Raw genomic sequence first — 26,393 nt, 5'->3', positions numbered from 1 at the left:
ATCGTCGAACACCTTGAAGCATAAACCATCTAAAACTGTACTACTGTACCGCCTCAAACATCACTTCCTGCGTTCCATTTCCTTACCAACACCACAAAATCGCACCAAACTAGTGCGAACCAGTACAATTCTCCCAATAACCAGTGCAACAGTCGCTTTCAACAGTTAACTGAGCCATCGCAATACAACTGAACTGTACCTACTGTTCTGGACGAGAGAGGAGGAAGATGGGCACCAGTTAAATCACTACCTAATCCCGCCACAAGCGGAAGGATGACACATCATGGAACGTACCCTCAGTTCCGACCTGGTTTTCGAAAACGCCCAAGCTTCCAACGCTGCCCTGCCGCTGCGCGTTCTGTCCACCCTGGTACTGTGGCAGCGCCGCATGGCCAGCCGCCGCCAACTGGCGCGCCTGGACTCTCGCCTGCTGGCCGACGCCGGTATCAGCGAGTCGCAGCGCTACGAAGAGCTCAGCAAGCCGTTCTGGCGCTAAGCCCCGGCTGCCGGCCTGGCCCGGCACCGCGAATTTCCAAGAACCCGTCGCAGGTTACTGCGACGGGTTTTTTGTTTGTATGCCCCGCGCTAGAGCGCCTTGGCCCCAAACATGTACAGTTTCATTAAATTAAAATACAACCGGTACAGTTACGTTTTGTGATGTTTACCCAAGCCAAGCGTTAGAACCTGCGCGTGTTACGCTTGTCCTACGCGCCTGGCAGATAAAGTACCGTGACGAGCCAAGCGAGCGTCCGATAACCAGAACCACCCAAGACCCTGTGCAGGAGTCCACCGATCATGTCCCGTTATCACCTGTTTGGCGCCGCCTTGTTGCTGTCCCTGGCCGGCGCGGCCAATGCCACCAGCTTCGTCGTCACCACCGATGCCGTGGTCGGCGCGGTGGCCGCTTCCACCGACGCCACCTCCGACATTTCCTCCTCGTTCCGTGACGACAAGATCGTCCAGGCCGCCCGCGACGACGCCGCCAGCTTCGTCGGCAGCCAAGGCGCGATCCGAGGCGCCAAACTGGAGAGCGCGTTCGTGCACATCCGTCAGCAGCTGCCGGCGCTGCAGGCCAGCGACGCGCAACTGGCAAGCGCCATCCTCGCCCTCTGATTCCGCTATCCGTCCCCGGATTCACTGGCCCCGGCCGGTGCATCCGGGGTAGCCTTCGCGCCCGAGACTACTGCGTTCAAGCCAGCCATGCGTTATCTGTTGCCATCATTGCTCGCCCTCACCTGCGTGGGCAGCGCCCATGCCCTGGATGCCACCACCCAGAGCCTGGTCATCACCGGCTATGTCACCAGCCAGGTGACCGCCGCGCCGTTCGATCGCAAGCGTATCGTCGCCGCCCGTGACGATGCCGCCGCGTTCGTCGCCAGTGACGGCCTGATCCGCGGCGCGCGCCTGCAAGCGGCGTTCGACACCCTGCGCCAGGGCTGCACCCGGCACTCTGTCGGCGACCGTGAACTGGCCGAAGCGATTCTCGTCCAATAACTACACCTGCTCCTTTTGCATTTCCGGAGATGCTCCATGCGTAAACCGCTGATCGCCGCCACCCTCGGCATGCTGCTGCTCGCCGACCTGGCCCAGGCGCACACCCTGGTGGCCACCAGCAACATCATCGTCCGTGCCTTTGGCCGTTCGATCGACTTCACCTCGGACACCACCACCTCGATACGCGACTCCAAAGTGGTCCGTGAGGCCCACGACGACGCCGCCAGCTTCGTCGCCAGCAACGGCGATATCCGCGGCGCCCAGCTGGAAGCCGCGTTCGACACCCTGCGCGCCCGCCTGCCAGAGGCCCGTGACGCCAGCGACCAGGTGCTGGCCGAAGCTATCCTCGCCCTGTGAAGCGCGTGCGTGCCTGGCTGCTGGGCTGCGCCCTGACGCTGCTCGGCACGCCCGCCCTGGCCGACCTGCAACTGCTGTTGCAACGCGACGGCCTCGATTCGGCCCAACAGCAGGCCAGCCAGGCGCTGCTCGACGAGGCCATGGCCAAGCTGCCCCCGCGCTTCAAGCAGCAACTCGACCGGCAGATCCTGGTCAGCTGGAGTACGCGCATGCCCGAGGACGCCTACGGGCAGGCCTCGCCGGTGGCCACCCTCGACCTCAACCGCCGCCTGCTGCCAGGCCTGGTCGATGGCAGCGCCGCCCGTGAACGGACCAACCGCCCCCACGGCACGGTCCGCCAGGAATTGCTGGCCACCGTGCTGCACGAATTGACCCATATCTACGACCGCGCGCGCCTGTGGCCCAGCGCCGAGCGCCGGCTGATCAGCCGCTGCGCGCGCCAGCAGGGCGCCCTGGGCAAGGTCGGCCTGCCGCAGGACTGCCGCGGCCAGGCCGAGCGCCGCTTCACCCTCAGCGACGACCCGCGGCTGCTCGACCTGGCCGGCTGGCCGCAATACGTCGGCCGCCGGGGCGAGCGCGAGCAGCACAACGGCCAGGGCGTGCGCAGCCCGGACAGCTACGAGCTGAGCAGCCCGAAGGAGTTCGTCGCGGTCAACATGGAGTACTTCCTCCTCGACCCAAGCTACGGCTGCCGACGCCCGGCGCTGAACCAGTACCTGCGCGAGCACTTTGCCTGGGCGCCCGAACAGGCCACCTGCGCCAAGGGCCTGCCGTTCCTCAACGCCGGCAACGACTTCGCCCGCCAGCCTTTGGGCGAGATCGACCCGGAGCGGGTGTACGAGGTGGACTACCTGCTGGCCGAGGCCAACCAGAACTGGGTCAGCCGCTGGGGCCACAGCATGCTGCGCCTGGTGATCTGCGCCCCGGGCCGCCCGCGCGGCCCGGCCTGCCGGCTGGACCTGGACCAGAGCCTGGTGCTGTCGTACCGCGCCTTCGTCAACGACGTGCAGTTGTCCAGCTGGGACGGCCTGGTCGGCGCCTACCCGTCACGACTGTTCGTGCTGCCGCTGGGGCAGGTGATCGACGAGTACACCAAGACCGAGCTGCGCAGCCTGGCCTCGGTACCGCTCAAGCTCAGCCGCAACGAGATCGAGAACCTGGTGCGCCAGGCCGCCGAAATGCACTGGAGCTACGACGGCAACTACTACTTCCTGTCCAACAACTGCGCCGTGGAGTCGCTCAAGCTGCTGCGCAGCGGCACGGCCAATCCGCGCCTGAACGACCTCGACAACATCATGCCCAACGGCCTGCTGGAGGTGCTCAAGGGCAGGGGGCTGGCCGATACCAGCGTGCTCGACGACCCACGCGAGGCGTTGCGCCTGGGCTATCGCTTCGATTCCTACCGCGAACGCTACCAGGCCATGTTCGACGTGCTACGCAAGCAGTTGCCGATCAAGCAGACGGCAGTGGAAGACTGGTTGGCGCTGGATGCCGAACAACGCCGCCCGTGGTTCGAGCGAGCCGACCTGCGCACCAGCGCGGCCTTGCTGCTGCTCGAACAGGCCGGCCTGCGCCGCCAGTTGCTGCTGGCCCAGGATGAGGTCAAGCAGCGCTACCTCAATGGCCGCGCGCTCAAGGACGGCAGTTTCGACAAGGCCAATGAAACCTTGCAGGCGATGCTGGCCAACAGCGGCTTCCTCAGCCGCCCGGCGGAATTGCTCGGGGCAGGGGGCTACGGCCTGCCGCAACCGCAGGAGCGCAAACAGCTGGAGCAGGTGAGCAGCGAGCGCCAGGCCCAGCTATTGCGCCTGAGCACCGACTTGGACCAGCAGGTGAGGGCGCTGCTGGGGCCCGAGCGGGGCAGGCAGATCAAGGCGGTGGAGGCCAACATCAAGCAGATCGGCGAACGCCTGCGGGCACTGCACAAGGCCGCCGGGGGGTTGCAGTTGCCCTGAGGCCTGCCAGGTGCACCCTCATCGCTGTAGGAGCGGCCTTGCCGAGGCGTCGGACCGGTCGGAAAGGGCCGCGAAGCGGCCCCAGACACCGGCAAATGCCAGCCGCGCAGCCCGTCATCTCAAAGGCTCTCCTCATCCTCCTCCGGCAACCCTTGATCCACCTGCAACCACGGCAAGCGGCTCCCCACCCAGATATGCCGATTGGCCGGCACCCGCTCGGGGTGATCCAAGGTCGCCACCGTCACGTCTATCGTGTCAGGGCTATGCGCGGTCACCAGCGCCACGTGCGCCCCGCAGTTGCCACAGAAATACCGGCTGCAGCTCTGCGGCGCCATATAGCGCTGGGGCGAGCCGGCCAGCCACTGGAAACCCGCCAGCGCCAGGGTGACCCAGGTCACCAGCGTAGCGCCGCTGACCCGCCGGCAGATCGAGCAATGACAATGGGCGACATCGCCCAGGTCGGCCTGCAGCCGATAGCGCAACGCCCCGCAATGACACCCGCCTTCCACGACATCCACCATCGAAACGACCTCCCGTCGCCTGGCGCCAGCCGAAAGCTGGCTGAAAGCTTGCCCACCTAGGATAGCGCCACCACCGGCAAAGACCGGTCAGCCAGGGCACCCGGAATCTTCCGTGCCCGGCCCAATCAACAACAACAATGGTGATTCCCGATGTTTTCCTGTGCCCGCCTCCCCGCCGTACCTCCGCGCCTACTCCCCGCGCAGCGCCTGACGCGCTGATCCGCCCGAAGCGTCCTTCCTTTCGCCGCGCCACGCCTGGAGTACTGCCATGCTGACCTTCCTCGGCTTCGCCATGGTCATCACTTTCATGTACCTGATCATGACCAAGCGCCTGTCGGCCTTGATCGCCCTGATCCTGGTACCGATCCTGTTCGCCCTGTTCGGGGGCTTCTACAGCGACATCGGCCCGATGATGCTGCAAGGCATCAGCAAGCTCGCGCCCACTGGCGTGATGCTCATGTTCGCCATTCTCTACTTCGCCCTGATGATCGACTCCGGCCTGTTCGACCCGGCCGTGCGCAAGATCCTCAGGCTGGTCAAGGGCGACCCGCTGAAGGTCTCGGTAGGCACCGCGGTGCTGGCCCTGGTGGTGTCGCTGGACGGTGACGGCGCCACCACCTACATGATCTGCTGCGCGGCCATGCTGCCGATGTACAGCCGCCTGGGCATGAGCCCACGGATCATGGCCGGCCTGATCATCCTCGCCGGCGGGGTGATGAACATGACCCCCTGGGGTGGCCCCACCGCCCGCGCTGCCAGCGCCCTGCACGTCGATCCGTCGGACATCTTCGTACCGATGATCCCGGCCATGGCCTTCGGCGTGGCGGCGATCCTGGCCATCGCCTACTGGTACGGCAAGCGCGAGCGGGCCCGCCTGGGCGAGCTGCACCTGCCTACCGACGACATCGACCACAGCGAAATCAGCGTGTCGCAGTTCCCGGAAGCGCGCCGGCCAAAGCTGATCTGGTTCAACGGCGCCCTGACCGCCGCGCTGATGGTGGCGCTGATCGCCGGCGTGCTGCCGCTGCCGGTGCTGTTCATGATCGCCTTCAGCATCGCCATGATCGTCAACTACCCATGCCTGCAGCAGCAGAAGGACCGCATCGCCGCCCACGCCTCCAGCGTGCTGGCAGTGAGCGGGCTGATTTTCGCCGCCGGCATCTTCACCGGCATCCTGTCGGGCACCGGCATGGTCGACGCCATGTCCAAGAGCCTGCTGGCGGTGATTCCGGAGGCGTTCGGTCCGTACATGGCGGTGATCACCGCCATCATCAGCATGCCATTCACCTTCTTCATGTCCAACGACGCCTTCTACTACGGCGTGCTGCCGGTGCTGTCGGAGTTCGCCAGCCACTACGGCGTCACCCCGGTGGAAATGGCCCGCGCGTCGATCGTCGGCCAGCCGGTACACCTGCTCAGCCCGCTGGTACCCTCCACCTACCTGCTGGTGGCCCTGGCCGGCATCGAGTTCGGCGATCATCAGCGCTTCACCCTCAAGTGGGCAGTGCTGGTGTGCCTGTGCATAATGCTCGGCGCGCTGGCCTTGGGGACTTTCCCGCTGTTCAGCAGTCTGTAACAACAAGCGCATCATCCAACCGCGAAGCGCCCGTGATCCGGGCGTTTCGCCTTTACCGCTCGAAGGAATACACATGGAATGGCTGACCAGCCCGGAAATCTGGGTTGCCTTTTTCACCCTCACCGCGCTTGAGATCGTGCTCGGGATCGACAACATCATCATGATCTCGATCCTGGTCAGCCGCATGCCCAAGCACATGCAGCCACGCACGCGGATCTTCGGCCTGGCGTTGGCCATGGTCACGCGGATCATGCTGCTGCTGTCGATCACCTGGGTCATGCGCCTGACCGACGACCTGTTCCATGTGCTCGGCCAGGGTATTTCCGGCCGCGACCTGATCCTGTTCTTCGGCGGCCTGTTCCTCTTGTGGAAAAGCTCCCAGGAGATCTACCACGGCCTGGAAGGCGAGGACGAAAGCGCCGAGGAGCCAAAAGGGGCGGGCGGCAAGTTCTTCTACACCATCATCCAGATCGCCATCATCGATATCGTGTTCTCGCTGGACTCGGTGATCACCGCGGTGGGCATGGTCTCCCACGTGCCGGTGATGATCGCCGCGATCATCGTCGCGGTGCTGGTGATGATGCTCTGCGCCGGCACCATCAGCGACTTCATCGACAAGCACCCTTCGCTGAAGATGCTTGCACTTTCGTTCCTGATCGTCGTCGGTACCGTGCTGATCGCCGAATCTTTCGATGTGCATGTGCCCAAGGGCTACGTGTACTTCGCCATGGCCTTCTCGCTGGCGGTGGAGGCGATCAACATCCGCATGCGCACCGCCCTGGCGCGCAAGAAGGGCAAGGAGCACGACCCGGTGAAACTGCGCAAGGACATTCCGGGTCAGTAAGATCAGGAGCGCGGTACAAAAGGGCCCTTCGCAGGGCCCTTTTTGCATCCACGTCCCCTGTAGGAGCGGCCTTGTGTCGCGAGGCCGCTCCTACAGGTTTGGTTGGGCCGGTCGGAAAGTGTACGCGAGCCGCGGGTGATCGCACTGTAGGAGCGGCCTTGTGTCGCGAAAGGGCCGCGAAGCGGCCCCGGCGATCGATGCGCCGCTGCTGAAACCTGGGGCCGCTGCGCGCCCCATCGCGACGCGAGGCCGCTCCTACAGGCACCCATGTTTCAAATAGGTTTCACCCATGCCAAGCTGGCACCCATTGCGCAAAACAACTAAAGCTTCAGTGAGCACTGGAAAAAACCAGCCCACCCCCGGGCCAGGCTCACCGCCGCACCATTGGCCCCGACCAGGGGCATAGAAGAAAAGGGGGCCCGACCATGTTGACCCTGCTCAACCTGCTCTCCGCCGTCGCTTTGCTGGTATGGGGCACGCATATCGTGCGTACCGGCATCCTGCGGGTGTACGGCTCGAACCTGCGCCGCGTGCTCGGGCAGAACATGAACAAGCGCCCGCTGGCGTTCGTCGCCGGCATCCTGGTCACCGCCATGGTGCAAAGCAGCAACGCCACCGCCATGCTGGTCACCTCGTTCGTCGGCCAAGGCCTGATGGCCATGACCCCGGCCCTGGCAATCATGCTCGGCGCCGACGTCGGTACCGCGCTGATGGCAAGGGTGCTGACCTTCGACCTGTCGTGGCTGTCCCCGCTGCTGATCTTCCTCGGGGTGATCTTCTTTCTTTCGCGCAAGCAGACCCGCGCCGGGCAACTGGGCCGGGTGGGTATCGGCCTGGGCCTGATCATCCTGGCCTTGCAGTTGATCGTCCACGCCGCCGCGCCGATCACCCATGCCCAAGGGGTGAAGGTGCTGTTCGCCTCGCTGACCGGCGACATCCTCCTCGACGCGCTGATCGGCGCGCTGTTCGCCATGATTTCCTATTCCAGCCTGGCCGCCGTGCTGCTCACAGCCACCCTGGCCGGTGCCGAGGTGATCAGCCTGCCGGTGGCCATCGGCCTGGTGATCGGCGCCAACATCGGCAGCGGCCTGCTCGCCTTCCTCACCACCAGCCTGCAGAACAGCGCCGGGCGCCGCGTGGCGCTGGGCAGCCTGTTGTACAAAGTCATCGGCCTGCTGTTGATCATCCCGGTGCTGCACCCGCTGGTGGCGTGGATGGACAGCCTGAGCTTCAGCCCGCAGGAGCTGGTGATCGGCTTCCACCTGCTCTACAACACCTTGCGCTGCCTGCTGATGCTGCCGACGGTCAAGCCCATGGGGCGGTTGTGCAATTACCTGCTGCCTGAGCGCGACCATGGCAACGGCCATACCCAGCCACGCCACCTCGACCCGACCGCGCTGAACACCCCCAGCCTGGCCCTGGCCAACGCCGTGCGCGAAACTTTGCGCCTGGGCGACATCGTCGACAGCCTGCTCGAGGCCATGCTCGGCGCCCTGCGCGGCACCCAGACCGCCATGCCGCAACAGGTGCGCAGCCTGGGCGAGGACGCCGAGGCGCTGTACAACGCCATCAAGCTGTACCTGGCACAGATGCCCCGCGAAGACCTTGGCGAGCAGGACAACCGGCGTTGGGCGGAAATCATCGAGCTGGCGATCAACCTCAAGCTGGCCAGCGACCTGATCGAGCGCATGCTGCGCAAGGTCCAGCAGCAGAAGACCTCGCAACGCCGGGAGTTTTCCCAGGTCGGCCTGGAGGAGTTGACCGGCTTGCAGGAGCAATTGCTGGCCAACCTGCGCCTGGGCCTGTCGGTATTCCTCAGCGCCGACCCGCACAGCGCGCGCCAACTGCTGCGTGAAAAACGTCGCTTCCGCGCCCAGGAGCGGCGCCTGGCCCACGCCCATGTCAGCCGCCTGCAACGTAAAGTGGTGCAAAGTATCGAAACCAGTTCGCTACACTTGGAGCTCATTGCCGACATGAAACGGTTGAACTCTTTGTTCTGCAGCAGTGCCTATGTGGTACTGGGCGGCACCGACACCGGCGGGCTGATGCTCGACAGCGTGCCGGACGAGGCCCGCCAGCCCTGAACCGACACACCCCGGAGACCGAAGCTCGCCCATGCGTTGCCTGATGTTCGTTTGCCTGCTGATCTGCAGCCTGCCGACCCTCGCCCTCGACCGCTCGCGGGTGGAGGGCTACCTGTTGCCCAACGGCTTGCAGGTGATCCTCAAGTCGGGCTACGAGCGCGACCATGTGTCGATCCGTCTGGTGGTCGGTGTTGGCCTGGACGACTTCGCCTGCGACCAGCGCGAGCTGCCGCACCTGCTCGAGCACCTGCTGTTCAGCGGTATCGACGACACCGGCGAAGGCGGCCTGGAGGAGCGCATGCAGGCCCTGGGCGGGGAGTGGAACGCCTACACCAGCAGCGCCGACACCACCTTCGTCATCGAAGCGCCGGCGCGCAACCAGCGCAAGGTGCTCGACCTGCTGCTGGCGGTGATCCGCGACACGCGCATCGACGCCAAGGCCCTGGCCACCGCCAAGACCATCATCGAGCGCGAGGATGGCGGCCATTACGGGCGCCTGCAACGCTGGCTCGACCGCCAGGACATCGGCCACCCGGCCAGCGACCAGCTGGCCACCGAGCTGGGCCTGAAATGCCCGGAACGCGCCGACCTCGACGCCATGACCCTGGAGCAGGTGCAGCATCTGCGCGAGCACTGGTACGCGGCCAACAACATGTCGCTGATCGTCGTCGGCGGCCTCGACCGCCTGCTGCCGGCCTATCTGGAACGCACTTTTGGCGAGTTGCCGGCAACCGAGCCGGAAGAACGCCGCAGCCTCGAGAGCATCAGCCAGCAGGCCGAGCAACGGCGCAGCCTGACCCGCGGCTGGCTGGGCGACAACGTCAAGCTGCACTGGCTGTTCCTCGAGCCGACCCTGGAGGAGGGCCACGACCAGACCCTCGAGCTGCTGTCGCGCTACCTGGACTGGGCCTTGTACGACCAGCTGCGCCTACGCCATGGCTTGTCCTACGGGCCGTCGGTGCAGCGCGAGAGCTTCGGCGACAGCGGCCTGTTCAGCCTCAACGCCGACCTCGAGCGCCAGGACCTCGACGCGGCGGTGAAGGTGCTCGAGCAGCTGTTCGAGCACCTGCGCAAGCACGGCCTGGACCCGGACACCTTCGCCCGCATCAAGGAGGCGGCGATCGCCCGGGAAAGCTGGACCACCCAGGGCAACGCGGCGTTGGCCGACTACTACTGGGGCGCGCTCAACGCCTATGAGGACGGGCGCTTCGCCGACCCGATCGGCAAACTGCGCCAGGTCAGCCTGAAGCAGGCCGACGCGGCGCTGCGCGAATTGCTCAAGGACCCGGGTTACCTGCGCATCGAGAAGCCGCTGCTGGGCTATGACGAGCTGTACGGCCTGGTGGCGCTGGGGCTGGCGCTGCTCCTCGCGGTCGGGCTGGTACGCCAGCGCCGCCAGGCAGCGGCCAAGCCCAGCGGCGCTACACGGGCGCCGTGATTCGGCGGTATCCTGTCGGCCAACAGCGTCTGCATGGAAGCGGGCTTGCCCCGCGATGAGCCCATCGCGGGGCAAGCCCGCTTCCATGACGCCTCGCACACGCCCCTTGCTGTTGTAGACCCATGCTCCCAATCCCCAGCTTCATCCTGCGCCTCATCGAGCTGCTCAAGCGCTACCCCGGCATCATCGCGCTCTATGGTTTCCTCTCTGGTATCGGCAGCTTCATCCTGGTCGACCGCCAGGCCGGCCTGGCCAGCTGGATCGCCATCCTGATGCTGGTCAGCTGGGTCTGGCTGATGCTGGAAAACACCCTTACCGAGCTGTTCGCCCGCACCTTCAAGCGCGAGATCCCGCAGCCACTGCTGCGCTACGCCACCCAGCTGATCCACCAGGAGAGCCTGTTCTTCGTCCTGCCGTTCTTCTTCATCACCACCACCTGGAACAGCGGCCAGCTGATCTTCACCGGGCTGCTCGGCGCCGCCGGGCTGATCTCCATCGTCGACCCGCTGTACTACAAATGGCTGGCGCCACGGCGCTGGCTGTTCCTCGCACTGCATACCCTGACGCTGTTCGCGGCGATGCTCACGGCGCTGCCGATCATCCTGCACCTGACCACCGCGCAAAGCTTCAAGCTGGCGCTGGGGGCCGCCATGCTGCTGTCGTTCCCGAGCCTGGCCAGCAGCTTCCCGATCAACAACTGGCGCCGCGGCGTGGCCCTGGTGCTGTTGACCCTGGCGGTGGGCGGGGGCGGGTGGCTGATGCGCTCCTGGGTGCCACCGGCGACCCTGTGGATGACCGATGTGGCGGTGAGCACCGAGGTGATCAACCGCCAGCCGGGGGCCTCGCTGGAGCAAGTGCCCGCCAGCCGCATCCGCAATGGCGGGCTGTACGCCTACACCGCGATCAACGCCCCACGGGGCCTGGACGAGCGCATCTACCATGTGTGGCAGCTCGACGGCAAAGAGGTCGACCGTATCGCCCTGGATATCCACGGTGGGCGCAAGGAAGGCTACCGGGCCTGGACCCACAAGCAGAACTTCCCGCCGAACCCGGTGGGCAAGTGGCAGGTGCGGGTGCTGACCGAAGATGGCCAGGTGATCGGGGTGTTGCGCTTCAAGGTGGTCGACGACACCGCTCGCTGAGCAACCCTGTAGGCGCGACACAAGGCCGCGCCTATAGGAATGCAGCCTGCTGCGCTATGATCTGACTCGCCGCCCATTGTCTGAAGCATGGAGCCCATGACCGTCCCCAGCGCCACCCTGGACACCAGCCAGCAGCCGTCGCGCCTGCGTATCGTCGGCGACTGGACCCTGGCCCACTACAGCAGCCTCAAGCGCGAGTGCGAGCGCCTGGGCAGCCAATACGCCGACGACACCCTCGCCGACCTCAGCCAGCTTGGCCGCCTGGACACCGCCGGCGCCTCGCTGCTGGCCGAACTGCTCGGTGCCAAGCGCCTGGCCCACTGCACCGACGAGCTCCCCGAAGCCAGCCGCGCGCTACTGAAGAACGTGTACTGCTCGGTGCAGGACTACTGCATCCCGGTCAAGCAACCCGAACGACCGGTGCTGATCCTGCTGCTGGCTCGCATCGGTTGCGCCGTCGATCAGCTCTGGCAGGACTCCCTCCAGGTGCTGGGCTTCATCGGCCTGATCCTGCAGACCCTGTTCCTGCGCCTGTTCCAGCCGCACCGCTGGCGCGTCACCCCGGTGGTCGCCCATCTCGAGCAGACCGGCCTGGACGCCGCGCCGATCGTCGCCCTGTTGACCTTTCTGGTGGGCGCGGTGGTGGCCTTCCTCGGCGCCACGGTGCTGGCCGACTTTGGCGCGACCATCTTCACCGTCGACCTGGTGGCGTTCTCCTTCCTGCGCGAGTTCGCCGTGCTGCTGACCGCCATCCTCATGGCCGGGCGCACCGCCAGCGCCTTCACCGCGCAGATCGGCTCGATGAAGGCCAACGAAGAGATCGACGCCATCCGCACCCTGGGCCTGAACCCCATCGAGCTGCTGGTGGTGCCGCGGGTGCTGGCGTTGCTGATCGCGCTGCCGCTGCTGACCTTCGTCGCGATGCTCTGCGGCATGGTCGGCGGCGCGGTGGTCTGCGCCCTGACCCTGGACATCTCGCCGGCCATGTTCCTCTCGCTGCTGCAAAGCGACATCGGCGTGCAGCACTTCCTGGTGGGCCTGGCCAAGGCGCCGTTCTTCGCCTTCCTGATCGCCGCCATCGGCTGCCTGGAAGGCTTCAAGGTCAGTGGCAGCGCCGAGTCGGTCGGCGCCCACACCACCTCGGCGGTGGTGCAATCGATCTTCGTGGTCATCGTCCTGGACGCCGTGGCCGCGCTGTTCTTCATGGAGATGGGCTGGTGAGCGAAGCGGTGATCGAAGCCCGGGGCCTGTGCAACCGCTTTGGCAGCCAGAGCGTGCACGAGAACCTCGACCTGGACCTGTACCGCGGCGAGATCCTCGCCGTGGTCGGTGGCTCGGGCAGCGGCAAGTCGGTGCTGCTGCGCAGCATCGTCGGCCTGCGCCGGCCCAACGAGGGCAGGGTGAAGGTGTTCGGCGAGGACCTGGCCACGGCCAGCGAGGCGCAACGCTCGCTGATCGAGCGGCGCTTCGGCGTGTTGTTCCAGAAGGGCGCGCTGTTCTCGTCGCTGACCGTGACCGAGAACGTCGCCCTGCCGCTGATCGAGCATGCCGGGCTGTCGCGGGCCGACGCCGAGCACCTGGCCGGGGTCAAGCTGGCCCTGGCCGGGCTGCCGATCAGCGCCGCCGACAAGTACCCGGCGGCGCTGTCCGGCGGCATGATCAAGCGCGCCGCGCTGGCCCGCGCCCTGGCCCTTGACCCGGACATCCTGTTCCTCGACGAACCCACCGCCGGCCTCGACCCGATCGGCGCCGCCGCCTTCGACCAGTTGATCCTGACCCTGCGCGACGCCCTGGGCCTGTCGGTGTTCCTCATCACCCACGACCTCGACACCCTGTACACCATCACCGACCGCATCGCCGTGCTGTCGCAGAAGAAGGTGCTGGTGGCCGGCCCGCTGGCCGAGGTCGAGCAGACCATTGATCCCTGGATCCACGAATACTTTCACGGCCCGCGCGGCCGGGCGGCCGAAGATGCCGCCCTGCGCGCCCGCCAGGAGCGCTGAACGATGGAAACCCGAGCTCATCATGTCCTGATCGGCCTGGTCACCGTATTGGTGGTGGCCGGCGCCATGCTGTTCGGCCTGTGGTTGACCAAGGCCAGCGTCGACGACACCTTCAAGGACTACGAAGTGGTGTTCAACGAGGCGGTGTCCGGCCTGTCGCGCGGCAGCCCGGTGCAGTACAACGGCATCAAGGTGGGCGACGTCAGCACCCTGCGCCTGGACCCCAAGGATCCGCGCCGGGTGCTGGCACGGATACGCCTGAGCGCCGACACGCCAGTCAAGCAGGACACCCAGGCCAAGCTGACCCTGGCCGGGGTGACCGGCAACTCGTTCATCCAGCTCAGCGGCGGCACCCCGCAAAGCCCCGAGCTCAAGGGCAAGGATGGCAAGCTGCCGGTGATCGTCGCCTCGCCATCGCCGATTTCACGCCTGCTCAACGACAGCAGCGACCTGGTGACCAATATCAACCTGCTGCTGCACAACGCCAACCAGATGTTCTCGCAAAGCAACGTCGAGCACCTGAGCAACACCCTGGCCAACCTCGACCAGACCACCGGCGCCTTCGCCAGCAAGCGCGGCGGCATCGCCGACGCCCTGGCGCAACTGGCCGAAGTCGGCCGCCAGGCCAATGCCACCCTGGCCGAGACCCAGGCGCTGATGCGCAACGCCAACGGCCTGCTCGGCAACCAGGGCAAGCAGGCCATCGGCAGCGCCGAGCAGGCCATGCAGGCGCTGGCCGAGAGCACCGCGACCATCAACAGCCTGCTCAAGGACAACCGCCAGTCCCTCGACGACGGCGCCCAGGGCCTCAATCAGCTGGCCCCGGCCATCCGTGAACTGCGCGAGACCCTCAACGCCCTCAAGGGCATTTCCCGGCGCCTGGAGGCCGACCCCAGCGGCTACCTGCTGGGCCGCGACAACAACAAGGAGTTCCAGCCATGATCCCGTCGCTGCGCCTGGCCGCGCTGGCCGCCACCTTGGGCCTGGTCTCGGCCTGCTCGATCCTGCCGCACAGCGAGCCTGTGGATATCTACCGCCTGCCGGTGAGCCAGGCCACGGCCAACGCCGCGCCGCTGGACTGGTCGCTGCGCCTGAACAAACCGTTGACCAGCGAAGCCCTGGCCGGCCCGCGCATCGCGGTGATCCCCCAAGGCGACGTGATCAGCAGCTACAAGGGCGCGCGCTGGAGCGACCCGGTGCCGATGCTGCTGCGCAATCGTCTGCTCGACGGTTTCCAGCGTGACGGCCGGGTGCAGCGCCTGAGCGCCGACGACAGCAACCTGCAAGCCGACTACGAGTTGGCCGGTGAGCTGCAGGCGTTCCAGAGCGAGTACCGTGCCGGCGCGCAGCTGGAGGTGGTGATCCGCTATGACGCACGCCTGGTGCAGGGGCGCACCCAGCGCATCCTCGCCAGCAAACGTTTCGAGGTGCGCCAGCCGCTCAACGATGGGAAAGTGCCGGCAGTGGTTGCCGGCTTCGGCGCGGCCAGCGATGTGCTGGCGCGCCAGCTGATCGCCTGGACGGTCGCCCAGGCTCAGGCGAAGAACCAGTAGCAGACGAAGATCGCCGCGATCACCCCGGACAACTCGGCCAGCAGGGCACAGCCAACGGCATGGCGCACCCGCTGGATACCCACCGCGCCGAAGTAGACCGCCAGCACGTAGAAGGTGGTCTCGGTGCTGCCCTGGATGGTTGCCGCCACCAGCGCCGGGAAGCTGTCGACGCCATGGGCCTGCATGGTCTCGATCAACATGGCCCGCGCCGCGCTGCCGGAGAACGGCTTGACCAGCGCGGTGGGCAGGCCTTCGACGAAGCGGGTATCCAGGCCCATCCAGTTCACTGCATGGCGAATGCCATCCAGGGCCAGCTCCAGGGCGCCCGAGGCGCGCAGCACACCGACCGCCACCAGCATCGCCACCAGGTAGGGCAACAGCCCCTTGGCCACATCGAAGCCTTCCTTGGCGCCTTCGACGAAGGCTTCGTACACCTGCACCCGCTTCAACGCGCCGATCACCAGGAACAGGATGATCACGCCGAACAGCGTGAGGTTGCCGAGGATCGACGACAGGCCGGCCAGGGCGGCGGCCGACAAGGTGCCCAGGAACGCCATGAAACCGCCCAACAGCAAGGCGCCGGGGATCAGGTATGCCAGCACCACGGGGTCCCACAGGCGCAGGCGCTGCATCACGGCCACCGACAGCAGGCCGACCAGGGTCGAACAGCTGGTGGCCAGCAGGATCGGCAGGAACACCAGGGTCGGGTCGGTGGCGCCTTGCTGGGCGCGATACATGAAGATGGTCACCGGCAGCAAGGTCAGCGACGAGGCGTTGAGCACCAGGAACAAGATCTGCGCGTTGCTCGCCGTGGTGCTGCTGGGGTTGAGCTCCTGCAACGCGCGCATGGCCTTCAGGCCGATCGGCGTGGCGGCGTTGTCCAGGCCCAGGCCGTTGGCGGCGAAGTTCATGGTGATCAAGCCCAGGGCCGGGTGGCCGGGCGGTACTTCCGGCATCAGCCGGGCAAACAGCGGGCCGAGGACCTTGGCCAGCCATTCGACGATGCCGGCCTTCTCGGCGATCTTGAGAAAGCCCAGCCACAAGGTCAGGGTGCCGAACAGCAGGACCATGACTTCCACCGACAACTTCGCCATGGCGAAGATGCTCTCGACCATGGCGGCGAAGATGCCGGCATTGCCGCCTACCAGCCACTGGGCCAGGGCGGAGATGGCCGCCACCAGGAAAAAGCCGAGCCACAGGCCGTTGAGCATCCGTGTATTCCCCCGTGAAAAATGCCCGAATGATAGCGCATGCCGGCGCCTGGCTGGGGGCCGCGTACCTGTAGGAGCGGCCTTGTGTCGCGAAAGGGGCGCGCAGCGGCCCCAGAGTCTCGGCATCATGCAAAATCGCCGGGGCCGCTGCGCAGCCCTTTCGCGACACAAGGCCGCTCCTACAGGGGGGAGTGGTCGCCTATAAAACAAAAAGCCCCGACTAGTCGGGGCTTTTCGTTCAGCTCAGCGGCTTACTGGTTGACGGTCTTGCCCGCCACCGAAGCTGGCTGGGTGCCTTTGGCCAGCACCAGCGACTGGTAGTACGCCTCGCCCTTCTCGGCGTCGTACATGCCCTGCCACTTGGCGATGACCACCGCGGCCAGGGCGTTGCCCACCACGTTCAGCGCGGTACGGGCCATGTCCATGATGCGGTCGACACCGGCGATGAAGGCCAGGCCTTCCAGCGGAATGCCCACGCTGCCCAGGGTGGCCAGCAGCACCACGAAGGAGACGCCCGGCACGCCGGCGATGCCCTTGGAGGTGACCATCAGGGTCAGCACCAGCAGCAGCTGCTGGCTCCACGACAGGTCGATGCCGTACAGCTGGGCGATGAAGATCGCCGCGATGCTCTGGTACAGGGTCGAGCCGTCGAGGTTGAACGAGTAGCCGGTCGGCACCACGAACGAGCAGATCGACTTCGGCGCACCGAACTTCTCCATCTTCTCGATCACGCGCGGCAGCACGGTCTCGGAGCTGGAGGTGGAGTAGGCGAGGATCAGCTCGTCTTTCATGATGCGCATGATGCGGATGATCGAGAAACCGAACACGCGCGCCACCAGGCCCAGGACCATGAAGGCGAAGAAGGCGATGGCGAAGTACACCAGCAGCACCAGCTTGGCCAGCGGCAGCAGCGAGGCGAAGCCGAAGTTGGCGACGGTGGCGGCGATCAGGGCGAACACGCCGATCGGGGCGTAGTTCATGATCATGTGGGTGACCTTGAACATGGTCTCCGACACGCCCTGGAAGGTACGCACCAGCGGCTCGCGCAGGTCGGCATTGAGGCTCGACAAGCCCATGCCGAACATGACCGAGAAGAAGATGATCGGCAGCATCTCGCCACGCATCAGCGCCGCGAAGATGTTCGACGGGATCAGGTTGAGCAGGGTCTCGATGAACGCGTGCTCATGCTGCACCTCGGCCGCGGTGGCCTGGTACTTGGAGATGTCGACAGTGCCCAGGGTGCTCATGTCGATGCCCGCGCCCGGATGGAACACGTTGGCCAGGACCAGGCCGACGACGATGGCGATGGTGGTCACCACCTCGAAGTAGATGATGGTCTTCAGGCCGATGCTGCCCAGTTTCTTCGCGTCGCCAACCCCGGCGATGCCCACGATCAGCGACGAAATCACGATCGGGACGACGATCATCTTGATCAGGCGAATGAAGATGTCGCCGGCAGGTTGGAGGACGTTGCTGATCCACCATGCCTTTTCTGCACTGAAATGATTCAGTAGCGCGCCGACTGCAACGCCCAGCAACAGACCGATGACGATCTGCCAGGCGAGGCTCAGTTTTGCCTTCTTCATGTCATTACCCTTTGTTGTAGTGGTCACGAGCATCGGCCTGAAAAGCGCACCCCAGAGCCTTGGAAAGGCTCGTGGAGGACAACTTTGCGGGCCGCTGCCCCTCTGTAAGGACACCGCGAGCGAGCTTGGCTGGCGCTCGGGCCGAGGAAAAAGGCGGCAACTATTGCGATGCGGGCAGGGGGCAGTCTAATGCCGGAAACGACTACCCCATGCCGAATCGGCATGAGACCGAAAGACGAAATCGGCCATCGCCAAACCCTTGATTTTCAACGTTCGGATTTCCGAACAAGACCAAAACGCCATTTTCCGGCAGATTTGGCGGGGTAGCGATATGGGTGGACGTGGCGTGTTCGACAATCCGAATGGCTGAAATGCCACTCAAACTGACGTGTCGGACAGGTAAAAAAATTTCGATGTACGGTAGCGACAAAATGTGTCTGAGAAAAAAGTCGCCCGTATATAAGGAAGGATTCCTACATAAGGCGCTTCGGAAGCCAGATCAGTCACACACAAATATGCGCCAACCGACCTGCAACTTCCGATGCCACCTTCTCCTGACCCGGCCCATGACGGAGGCACTCCCTGTGCCCCTAGGCCACTCCGATCCTGCAACAATCAGAACAGCCCGGCCCCCTGGTCATGCGCTACCCCTCCTCGGGGCGGCGCATCATAGAAGCCAGAAAGATAAAAAGGTTCAGCTTCTATAGCGTTACAGCGCGCGACCGTTGGTCAGTACCAGTTCGGGTCGCGCTTGAGTTGCTCTTGCAGCAAGGCCTTCATGCCGTCGTCCGGCTTGCCCAGCCAACGGTAGTCCGCATGGCGGGTAGGCGACTTGTCCGTGGGCAGGCCTTCGGGCACCTCCACGAGCATCCCGTAGGCCTCGTCCTTGTCCCAGCTGAAGGCGACGATCAGGCGCTTGTAGGTGCACTTGTCCTCAGCCTCGCACAGCGGGCCGACCAGGTAGCGATCGCCATCCTCGGTCACCGCCGACATTTGTTGCGCCGAGCTGCCGCTGAGGTTGATCACCCACTCGGGCAAGCGTTCTTCATCCTTAATGGTCTTCTGCCAGGTCTGGCGGTATTCCGGGTCGCTGCCCAGCAGCTGGTTGACCCGGGCCTGGCCGTCGTTGGCGGCCATCGCCGCCGTGCCACCGCCCAGCAACAGGGCGGTGACCAGCAGCTTGGGGAGCATCCTGCCCATGGTCGTCAACCTCTGCCGCGGCCAAAGAAGAAGGACGCCACGAACAGCACCAGGAAGACGATGAACAGGATCTTCGCGATGCCGGTCGCGGCGCCGGCGATACCACCAAAGCCCAGGACGGCGGCGATGATGGCGATGATCAGGAAGGTGATAGCCCAACTCAGCATGATGTTTCTCCTTTTCTTGTGCGAAATCGGTATGCGCTAGCAGAATCAGAACACCCAGCGTTCCTGGGGCTCGACCCGTTCAAGCACCGCCGGTGCGGCGTCGGCCTGGGGCAGCGGTTCGGCGGCCCGGACCAAGGTGTTGCCGGTAGTGGCCCGCAGCTGCGTCAACAGGGCGGTCTGCGCCGCCACCTGCTCGGCCAGCCGCGCGGTCTGCCAGCTGTAGTACGCCTGGCCGGCCGCCAGGGTGAGCACTACGGCCAGGCCAAGGAACAGCAGCTGGCGCAGTGACCAGTCGGTGACCTGTGCGCGGTTGACGTTGGGGCGATTCATGCCGGCTCCTCCTGCTGTACTTGTTATCCATGCTGGAAGGACTGTTGCAGGCTGCATGCCAGGATTTTCTATCCAATAAAATACTTATAAATCAGATAGTTAACTATTAATCGCGAAAACTGAAAGGACGTATCCTGCACGATGCCGGCTGGCGCACCGTGCGAATTGCACGATTCAGCCCTCCACCTTGGTGGCCACCTTCAGCAGGTCGGCGTCCACCCCACGCACGCCCACTATCTGCCGCGCCACCTCGACGGCGATGGTTTTCTGCTCGCTGCTGACCACCTCGCCGGCCAGCCTGACCAGCCCCTGTTCGCTGGCGACCTTGAGGTTCAGGCCGTCGAGGTTGCGGCTGAAGCGATAGCTGGCCTGGATCTTGTCCACTATCCAGCTGTCGCTGGGCTGCGGGCCATCCGCTGCATCCACCGGCGTCTGCCGGGCCTTGGCCAGCGCGGTGCTGTCCAGGCTGACCAGGTTGTTGACCAGGTGCACGCCGGTACTGGTGCGCGCCAGCACGCCAGCCAGCTCCTTGGCCTGCGGGCTGTCCACCTTGCCGCGCAAGGTAATCACGCCGTCGCGGCTTTGTACCTCGATGGGCGCCTTTTGCGTGACCCGGCTCCACAGCAAACGGGCACGAATCACCGCGGCCAAGGTGGCGTCCTCCAGGCGCTGGGCATAAGCGCGCAGCTCCAGTGGCCGCTCCACCAGTTGCGGATTGACCCGCAGTTGGTTGTCGACCTGTTCCACGCCGCGGGTGGCCAACGCCACCTGCTCGGCCAGGGCGCGCTCTACCGGGTTCTCGACCTCGCCGGACAGCCGTGCCCGCGGGCCATCGACCTGCACCTTTATAGAGAAGGGATTGAGCATGCGATTGAGTGACAACGCCGTCTGCAGGGCGCCTTCCAGGCGGGCGTCCTGCACCGGGTCGGCCAGCGCCGGGGCAATCATCGGCAGCAGGCAGGCAGCCAACGCGGTGATTCGCAGGGAACGAAACATGAACAGATCTCCTTGCCAATAGCTCAACCCAAGGCAGGCGCAAGCGGCGTGCCAGTGCAAAACAGGGAACCATCCTGCGGTTTATCAATCACTTAGCCATCATGAAGGCACTCAGCTAGCATGCATGGCGCGGAATCAATCAGAATCAACCATGCAACTTGCCCGATTTTTCCGACACTAATTGAGACCAACCCCAAAGGAGCGCAGGAAAAATGGAATCAGCCCAGGACAACCAAGGCCGCATTCTGCTGGTGGACGACGAGTCCGCCATCCTGCGTACCTTCCGCTACTGCCTCGAAGACGAAGGCTATAGCGTGGCCACCGCCAACAGCGCCGCACAGGCTGAGACCCTGCTGCAACGCCAGGTGTTCGACCTGTGCTTCCTCGATTTGCGCCTGGGCGAGGACAACGGCCTGGATGTACTGGCACAGATGCGTATCCAGGCGCCGTGGATGCGGGTGGTGATCGTCACCGCCCACTCGGCCATCGACACCGCGGTGGACGCGATCCAGGCCGGCGCCGCCGACTACCTGGTCAAGCCGTGCAGCCCCGACCAGTTGCGCCTGGCGACCGCCAAGCAGTTGGAGGTGCGCCAGCTGTCGGCGCGCCTGGAGGCCCTCGAAGGCGAGGTGCGCAAGCCCAAGGACGGCCTGGACTCCCACAGCCCAGCGATGATGGCGGTACTGGAGACCGCCCGGCAGGTAGCGACCACCGACGCCAACATCCTCATCCTTGGCGAATCCGGCACCGGCAAGGGCGAACTGGCCCGGGCCATCCATGGCTGGAGCAAACGGGCGCGCAAGGCCTGCGTGACCATCAACTGCCCGTCGCTGAACGCCGAACTGATGGAAAGCGAACTGTTCGGCCATACCCGCGGCGCCTTCACCGGTGCCAGCGAGAGCACCCTGGGGCGGGTCAGCCAGGCCGACGGCGGCACCTTGTTCCTCGACGAGATCGGTGATTTCCCCCTCACCTTGCAGCCAAAACTGCTGCGTTTCATCCAGGACAAGGAATACGAGCGGGTCGGCGACCCCGTCACCCGTCGCGCGGATGTACGCATCCTCGCCGCGACCAACCTCAACCTCGATGAGATGGTGCGCGAAAACCGCTTCCGCGAAGACCTGCTCTATCGCCTGAATGTCATCACCTTGCACCTGCCGCCCCTGCGCGAGCGCAGCGAGGACATCCTGACCCTGGCCGACCGTTTCCTGGCGCGCTTCGTCAAGGAATACTCGCGCCCCGCCCGGGGCTTCAGCGACGAAGCCCGCAGCGCGCTGCTGAACTACCGCTGGCCGGGCAACATCCGCGAACTGCGCAACGTGGTCGAGCGCGCCAGCATCATCTGCCCGCAGGAGCGCGTGGAAATCAGCCACCTGGGCATGGCCGAGGCGCCCGCCAGCAACGCCCCGCGGGTCGGCGCCGCGCTGAGCCTGGATGAGCTTGAACGGGCCCATATCGGCGCGGTGCTGGCGGCCAGCGATACCCTCGACCAGGCCGCCAAGACCCTCGGCATCGACGCCTCCACCCTGTACCGCAAGCGCAAGCAGTACAACCTATGAAATGGCCGATGAAGCTGCGCACACGGCTGTTCCTCAGCATCTCGGCGCTGGTGACCGTGGCGCTGCTGGGCTTGCTGCTGGGTCTGGTCAGCGTGCTGCAGATGGCGACCCTGCAACAGCGCCTCGTGCAGGACACCACCCACACCCTGTCCCTGGGCCTGCAACTGCGACAGAACCTCGGTGAGCAGCTGAATCTGATGCTCGATCCGGACACCGATCCGAAAAACCTGGTCACCTTGCAGACTCAGTTCCAGCACCTGCTCAACCAGGGCCTGGAGCAGGGCGGCGAGCGCACCGGCTTCAGCAAGGCCAGCAGCAACTACCAGGCGTTCCTCCAGGCCTACCGCGACAGCCCGGTACCGGCCCACAGCATGGGCCTCGAGCAGCCGCTGGGCGCGGCGTTCAACCAGGTGCGCAACGACCTGATCGACTCGCACAAGCAGGCCCTGGAGCACATCACCCGCAGCGAGGAACAGTCCCGCGACCACGCCCTGCTGGTTGGCGGCGTCCTCGGCCTGATGGGCCTGACCGTGCTGGTCCTGGGTTTCATTACCGCGCACAACATCGCCCGGCGCTTCGGCCAGCCAATCGAGGCCCTGGCCAAGGCCGCCGACCAGGTCGGCCAGGGCAACTTCGACGTGACCCTGCCGGTCACCCAAGCCACCGAGCTCAACCAGCTGACCCGTCGCTTCGGGCTGATGGCCGATGCCCTGCGCAAGCACCAGGCCACCAATATCGACGAGTTGCTGGCCGGTCAGCAGCGCTTGCAAGCAGTGCTCGACAGCATCGACGACGGGCTGTTGATCATCGACCGCCAGGGGCGCCTGGAACACCTCAACCCAGTGGCCCAGCGCCAGCTCGGCTGGGACCCCAGCCGCCTGGGCGTGAGCCTGGCCGAAGCCCTGCAACGCCCGGAGCTGGAACAGCAACTGCGCCAGGTGCTGCGCGGCGGCAGCCTGGATCGCCCACCCGACGACCTGAGCCTGGAGGTGGACGAGGAAAGCCGCCTGCTGACCTACAGCCTGACGCCGGTCAGCCACCCCCAGGGGCCGATTCTCGGTGCGGTGATGGTGCTGCACGATGTCACCGAGCAACGCGCCTTCGAACGGGTACGCAGCGAATTCGTGCTGCGCGCCTCCCACGAACTGCGCACCCCGGTCACCGGCATGCACATGGCCTTCGGCCTGCTGCGCGAACGCATCAGCTTCCCGCCCGAGGCGCGCGAGACCGACCTGCTGGAGACCATCGGCGAGGAAATGCAGCGCCTGACCCAGTTGATCAACGACCTGCTGAACTTCTCCCGCTACCAGAGCGGCCTGCAGAAACTGGAGCTGCAACCGTGCAACCTCGGCGAGCTGTTCGAGCGCGCCCAGGCGCGCTTCGCCGAACAGGCCATGGCCAAGCAGGTCGAACTGGTGGCCGAACTGGAGCCGCCGCTGCCGCGAATCCAGGCCGACATCGCCCAGCTCGACCGGGTGCTGGACAACCTGCTGCACAACGCGATCCGCCACACCGGCAGCGGCGGGCGCATTCGCCTGCATGCGCGCCGGCACGCCGAACGGGTGATCATCAGTGTCGAGGACAGTGGCGAGGGTATCGCCTATGGCCAGCAGGGGCGGATTTTCGAGCCCTTCGTGCAGGTTGGCCGCAAGAAAGGCGGGGCAGGCTTGGGCCTGGCGCTGTGCAAGGAAATCGTGCAACTGCATGGCGGGCGCATGGGGGTGTTCTCCCGGCCGGGGCAGGGCACGCAGTTCTACATGGCCTTGCCGGTCTGACGATCCCCGCCGGGTGCTGCTGACAGGCAAAGGCAGCCTCAAGGCTCATCGTCGATGCGCCGGCCCGCCACCCGCCGGCCGCGGGTGATCAACTCGGCGAACTGGCGGGCATTTAACGGGTGGGCGAACAGCCAGCCCTGGCCATAGTGAACCCCCTCGGCGTTGAGCAGCAGCGCCTGGTCCTCGCACTCGATGCCCTCGGCGATTACCCGCAGGTGCAGGTCGTGGGCCATGCGGATGATGTGCGGGGCGACGCCGCTGCTGGCAGCGTCATGGCCCAGGGCATCGATGAACGACTTGTCGATTTTCAGGCAATCCACCGGCAGGGTCTGCAGGTAGGCCAGGCTGCAATAGCCGGTGCCGAAGTCGTCGATCAGCACCTGGTGCCCCACCGCGCGCAGGGCCTGCAGGTTGTCCCGCGCCACCACCACATCGATCAGGCCGCGCTCGGTCACCTCGAAGGCGATCTGGCTGGCGGTCACCCGATGCTGCGCCAGCAAGCGCGCCGCCACCCGGCCGATACGCGGCACCATCACATCGCACGCGGCCAGGTTCACCGAGATGTACAACTGCCGGTTGGCCCGCAGCAACTGCCCCAGCTGTTCCAGCACCCGCTGCAGGACGAAGTCGGTGATCTGGCGAATCTGCCCGGTGTTCTCCGCCAGCGGGATGAACAGCTCCGGGCTGGTCAGGCTGCCGTCCGGGCGACGCCAGCGCACCAGCGCCTCGGCGCCCACGCAGCGGCGGCTGTCGAGTTCGAAGATAGGCTGGTACAGCACCTGCAGCTCCCCCCGCCGCAAGGCCTGTTGCAGCTCGGCACTCATCGAACGCCGTTGCAGGATCAGTTGCAGCACCAGCCAGCCGATACAGCACGCCAGGACCAGGCTACCGGGGAACAGCAGCCAGAGCATGCCATTGAGCTTCAGCGGCAAGCTGGCCCTGGGCGCGATCAGCACCAGCTGGTAGTCCGGCGACTTGGTCGCCATGCGGTACACCAGCCGGTCGGGCAGCTCGACCAGCGACTTGTTCGCCGGTGGGGGCCAGTCGGCAATCGGCGGCCAGTGCTGTGTCGGGCCGAGCACCGGAATGGCGCGGGTGCTGTGGTCCAGCACCACCAGCAGGCTACCGCCGGCTGGCAAGTCGACCACGTCGGTGAGATGGCCGCGGGAGGTGGACACCAGGAAGTTGCCACGCCCGAGCATCAGCGCGGCGAGGTTCTCGTTGGGTTCGGTGGTGGTGTTGAGCCAGTAGCTGTAGGTCGGGCCCTGGATATCCGGGGTACGCAGCGGTTCGATGTTGCGCTCGCCACCGCGGTTGGAGCAGGCCTGGGTGCCGTTTACGTACGCCGCCTCATAGATGAAGCGCGACTTCAGCGCCACCTGCTGCAACTGCGCCAGCATGGCCGCATCGCAACCGCGCAGGGGCTGCGCCTGCAATTGGTCGACCGCCTCGCGCAACTGGCCGAACACTTGCTCGAGGCGCTCGAGAAAGCGCTCGCCCTGGGCATACATCTGGGCGCTTTCGCTCTGCTTCATCTGTTGCAGGGTCAAGCCGACACTGGCGGCCAGCAGCAGCGCGGCGCTGGCCAGGGCCGCGAGAGCGGCCAGCAGCCAGGGCCGGTGGAAAAATTGACGCACCACGGCGAACAGGGCAGGCATGCGCGGCATCCAGTTGAATACCAAAGGTATAGCAACTGAATCGAAGCTTGGCGTGGCCGCTGGGCATGTGGAGCATCCCCAGCGAAGATTACCCAGCGATTCAGGTTGCGCTGTTACGCAAGAAGAAAAGCTACTGAGGCTATCAGGCTCAAAAAAACCTATTAGCGCTTGCGGTTGAGCACCTGCAACATCGCGGCGGTCTGCGCATCCGGCATGCCGTCGAAACGCTGCGGGCGAAAGCGCATCTGGAAAGCCGCGATCACATGGCGGGTGGCTACATCCAGCTCGCCGGTCTGGTCGATGGCATAGCCGAAGCGCGCCAACTGTTGCTGGTACCAGGTGAGGGTCGGTGGATTGGCCTCGAAATAGGCCTGCTGGCGCGCCACCGCGGCGGCATCCGGCCAGATGCCCAGGCCAGCGTCTGCCAGGCGTTTCCAGGGGAACAGCGGGCCTGGGTCGAGCTTGCGCAGCGGGGCGATGTCGCTGTGGCCGATGATGTGCCGGGGGTCGATGTTGTTGCGCTTGACGATGTCCTTGAGCAAGGCGATCAGCGCCTGCACCTGTGCTTCGCTGTACGGGTGCCAGACCCGCCCGGACGGGGTGTCGGTGTAGCCCGGGTTGACGATCTCGATGCCGATCGAGCTTGAGTTGAGCCAAGTGCGGCCCTGCCATTGGCTGTCACCGGCGTGCCAGGCACGGCGATTTTCGTCCACCAGCTGGTAGACCGTGGCCGGGCCATCGCCGATCAGGTAGTGGCTGCTGACCTCGCCATGGGTGAGCAGGGCAAGCGAGCGCTGCAACGACGCATTGGTGTAATGCAGGACGACGAACTGGATGCGGCTGTCCTGGTTCGCCGAAGGGTGGCTGCGGTCGATGCGCAGGCCGCTGGAACAACCGGCCAGGGCCAGCAGGAGCAGGGCGGTGAAGAGTCTTTTCATTGCAGG

At 65.4% G+C, this 26,393-nt stretch carries 25 protein-coding genes; 16 read left to right on the top strand and 9 right to left on the bottom strand.

Annotated elements, in window-relative coordinates; genetic code table 11:
• Window positions 1-283: 283 nt before the first annotated feature.
• From NJG22_RS04550 to NJG22_RS04530, 5 genes are all read left to right on the top strand, one after another.
• A complete protein-coding gene (locus NJG22_RS04550) occupies window positions 284-496 on the top strand; it encodes a DUF1127 domain-containing protein (protein WP_011531561.1) in 213 nt (70 codons plus the stop codon).
• A gap of 299 nt (window positions 497-795) precedes the next feature.
• Complete coding sequence (locus NJG22_RS04545) at window positions 796-1,113, top strand: DUF2388 domain-containing protein (protein WP_134689018.1); 318 nt, start codon at window positions 796-798, stop codon at window positions 1,111-1,113.
• Window positions 1,114-1,200: 87 nt separating this feature from the next.
• Window positions 1,201-1,494, top strand: coding sequence for a DUF2388 domain-containing protein (locus NJG22_RS04540; protein ID WP_253092902.1), 294 nt, complete (start codon window positions 1,201-1,203; stop codon window positions 1,492-1,494).
• 36 nt (window positions 1,495-1,530) lie between these two features.
• Window positions 1,531-1,851: a DUF2388 domain-containing protein gene (locus NJG22_RS04535; protein ID WP_253092900.1), complete on the top strand. Its 321-nt coding sequence runs from the start codon at window positions 1,531-1,533 to the stop codon at window positions 1,849-1,851.
• Window positions 1,848-3,806, top strand: coding sequence for a DUF4105 domain-containing protein (locus NJG22_RS04530; RefSeq protein WP_253092898.1), 1,959 nt, complete (start codon window positions 1,848-1,850; stop codon window positions 3,804-3,806). Before NJG22_RS04535 ends, NJG22_RS04530 begins: the two co-directional genes overlap by 4 nt.
• Window positions 3,807-3,925: 119 nt before the next feature.
• Here the strand turns inward: NJG22_RS04530 and NJG22_RS04525 are convergent, their stop codons facing one another.
• A complete protein-coding gene (locus NJG22_RS04525; protein ID WP_253092896.1) occupies window positions 3,926-4,327 on the bottom strand; it encodes a GFA family protein in 402 nt (133 codons plus the stop codon).
• Window positions 4,328-4,595: 268 nt separating this feature from the next.
• On the opposite strand from NJG22_RS04525, the gene NJG22_RS04520 reads away from it, so the two are divergent.
• The 9 genes from NJG22_RS04520 to NJG22_RS04480 all read left to right on the top strand — a co-directional run bounded on the left by NJG22_RS04520 (window position 4,596) and on the right by NJG22_RS04480 (window position 14,967).
• Entirely contained in the window at window positions 4,596-5,903 is a 1,308-nt protein-coding gene (locus tag NJG22_RS04520; protein WP_253092894.1) for a CitMHS family transporter, read from the top strand.
• A 73-nt stretch (window positions 5,904-5,976) separates the two neighbouring features.
• Entirely contained in the window at window positions 5,977-6,747 is a 771-nt protein-coding gene (locus NJG22_RS04515; RefSeq protein WP_134689024.1) for a TerC family protein, read from the top strand.
• Window positions 6,748-7,172: 425 nt separating this feature from the next.
• The gene (locus NJG22_RS04510) at window positions 7,173-8,831 is read left to right on the top strand and encodes a Na/Pi cotransporter family protein (protein ID WP_253092892.1); all 1,659 of its coding nucleotides are present in this window, start codon (window positions 7,173-7,175) and stop codon (window positions 8,829-8,831) included.
• A gap of 31 nt (window positions 8,832-8,862) precedes the next feature.
• Window positions 8,863-10,269, top strand: a complete 1,407-nt coding sequence (locus NJG22_RS04505; protein WP_253092890.1) for a pitrilysin family protein — start codon at window positions 8,863-8,865, stop codon at window positions 10,267-10,269.
• A gap of 122 nt (window positions 10,270-10,391) precedes the next feature.
• Entirely contained in the window at window positions 10,392-11,411 is a 1,020-nt protein-coding gene (locus NJG22_RS04500) for a DUF5924 family protein (RefSeq protein WP_253092888.1), read from the top strand.
• A gap of 87 nt (window positions 11,412-11,498) precedes the next feature.
• A complete protein-coding gene (locus tag NJG22_RS04495; RefSeq protein ID WP_253092886.1) occupies window positions 11,499-12,632 on the top strand; it encodes an ABC transporter permease in 1,134 nt (377 codons plus the stop codon).
• Window positions 12,629-13,414 (top strand): ATP-binding cassette domain-containing protein, encoded by a 786-nt coding sequence (locus tag NJG22_RS04490; protein WP_253092884.1) that lies wholly within the window; start codon window positions 12,629-12,631, stop codon window positions 13,412-13,414. Before NJG22_RS04495 ends, NJG22_RS04490 begins: the two co-directional genes overlap by 4 nt.
• Before the next feature lie 3 nt (window positions 13,415-13,417).
• Window positions 13,418-14,356: an MlaD family protein gene (locus NJG22_RS04485; RefSeq protein WP_253092882.1), complete on the top strand. Its 939-nt coding sequence runs from the start codon at window positions 13,418-13,420 to the stop codon at window positions 14,354-14,356.
• A complete protein-coding gene (locus tag NJG22_RS04480; RefSeq protein WP_253092880.1) occupies window positions 14,353-14,967 on the top strand; it encodes an ABC-type transport auxiliary lipoprotein family protein in 615 nt (204 codons plus the stop codon). Before NJG22_RS04485 ends, NJG22_RS04480 begins: the two co-directional genes overlap by 4 nt.
• On the opposite strand, the gene NJG22_RS04475 is transcribed toward NJG22_RS04480, so the two are convergent.
• The 6 genes from NJG22_RS04475 to NJG22_RS04450 form a co-directional block, all read right to left on the bottom strand.
• Window positions 14,949-16,178, bottom strand: coding sequence for a spore maturation protein (locus NJG22_RS04475; RefSeq protein ID WP_217851430.1), 1,230 nt, complete (start codon window positions 16,176-16,178; stop codon window positions 14,949-14,951). The two genes, NJG22_RS04480 and NJG22_RS04475, sit on opposite strands and share 19 nt — an antisense overlap.
• 251 nt (window positions 16,179-16,429) lie before the next feature.
• Complete coding sequence (gltP, locus tag NJG22_RS04470; RefSeq protein WP_217851432.1) at window positions 16,430-17,764, bottom strand: glutamate/aspartate:proton symporter GltP; 1,335 nt, start codon at window positions 17,762-17,764, stop codon at window positions 16,430-16,432.
• Window positions 17,765-18,493: 729 nt separating this feature from the next.
• A complete protein-coding gene (locus tag NJG22_RS04465; protein WP_253092879.1) occupies window positions 18,494-18,964 on the bottom strand; it encodes an inhibitor of vertebrate lysozyme family protein in 471 nt (156 codons plus the stop codon).
• A 5-nt stretch (window positions 18,965-18,969) separates the two neighbouring features.
• Window positions 18,970-19,131, bottom strand: coding sequence for a DUF1328 domain-containing protein (locus tag NJG22_RS04460; protein ID WP_008092060.1), 162 nt, complete (start codon window positions 19,129-19,131; stop codon window positions 18,970-18,972).
• Between the two features lie 45 nt (window positions 19,132-19,176).
• On the bottom strand, window positions 19,177-19,461 hold the full coding sequence (locus NJG22_RS04455) for a hypothetical protein (protein ID WP_253092877.1): 285 nt from the start codon (window positions 19,459-19,461) through the stop codon (window positions 19,177-19,179).
• A 174-nt stretch (window positions 19,462-19,635) separates the two neighbouring features.
• The gene (locus NJG22_RS04450; protein ID WP_253092875.1) at window positions 19,636-20,457 is read right to left on the bottom strand and encodes a BON domain-containing protein; all 822 of its coding nucleotides are present in this window, start codon (window positions 20,455-20,457) and stop codon (window positions 19,636-19,638) included.
• 212 nt (window positions 20,458-20,669) lie between these two features.
• Between NJG22_RS04450 and algB the strand changes: the two genes are divergently transcribed.
• Entirely contained in the window at window positions 20,670-22,016 is a 1,347-nt protein-coding gene (algB, locus tag NJG22_RS04445) for a sigma-54-dependent response regulator transcription factor AlgB (protein ID WP_253092873.1), read from the top strand.
• On the top strand, window positions 22,013-23,791 hold the full coding sequence (locus tag NJG22_RS04440) for a KinB sensor domain-containing domain (protein ID WP_253092871.1): 1,779 nt from the start codon (window positions 22,013-22,015) through the stop codon (window positions 23,789-23,791). The genes algB and NJG22_RS04440 overlap by 4 nt, the downstream gene beginning before the upstream one ends.
• A 38-nt stretch (window positions 23,792-23,829) precedes the next feature.
• Here NJG22_RS04440 and NJG22_RS04435 read toward each other — a convergent pair whose 3' ends face one another.
• On the bottom strand, window positions 23,830-25,449 hold the full coding sequence (locus NJG22_RS04435; protein ID WP_253092869.1) for an EAL domain-containing protein: 1,620 nt from the start codon (window positions 25,447-25,449) through the stop codon (window positions 23,830-23,832).
• A 161-nt stretch (window positions 25,450-25,610) separates the two neighbouring features.
• Entirely contained in the window at window positions 25,611-26,387 is a 777-nt protein-coding gene (locus NJG22_RS04430; protein WP_253092867.1) for an N-acetylmuramoyl-L-alanine amidase, read from the bottom strand.
• Window positions 26,388-26,393: the final 6 nt, after the last annotated feature.

The organism is Pseudomonas sp. VA159-2 (genome assembly GCF_024126635.1).
GTDB lineage: Bacteria > Pseudomonadota > Gammaproteobacteria > Pseudomonadales > Pseudomonadaceae > Aquipseudomonas > Aquipseudomonas muyukensis.
The sequence above is the reverse complement of the archived record's forward strand: the minus strand, read 5'-3'. Positions and strand labels throughout refer to the sequence as shown.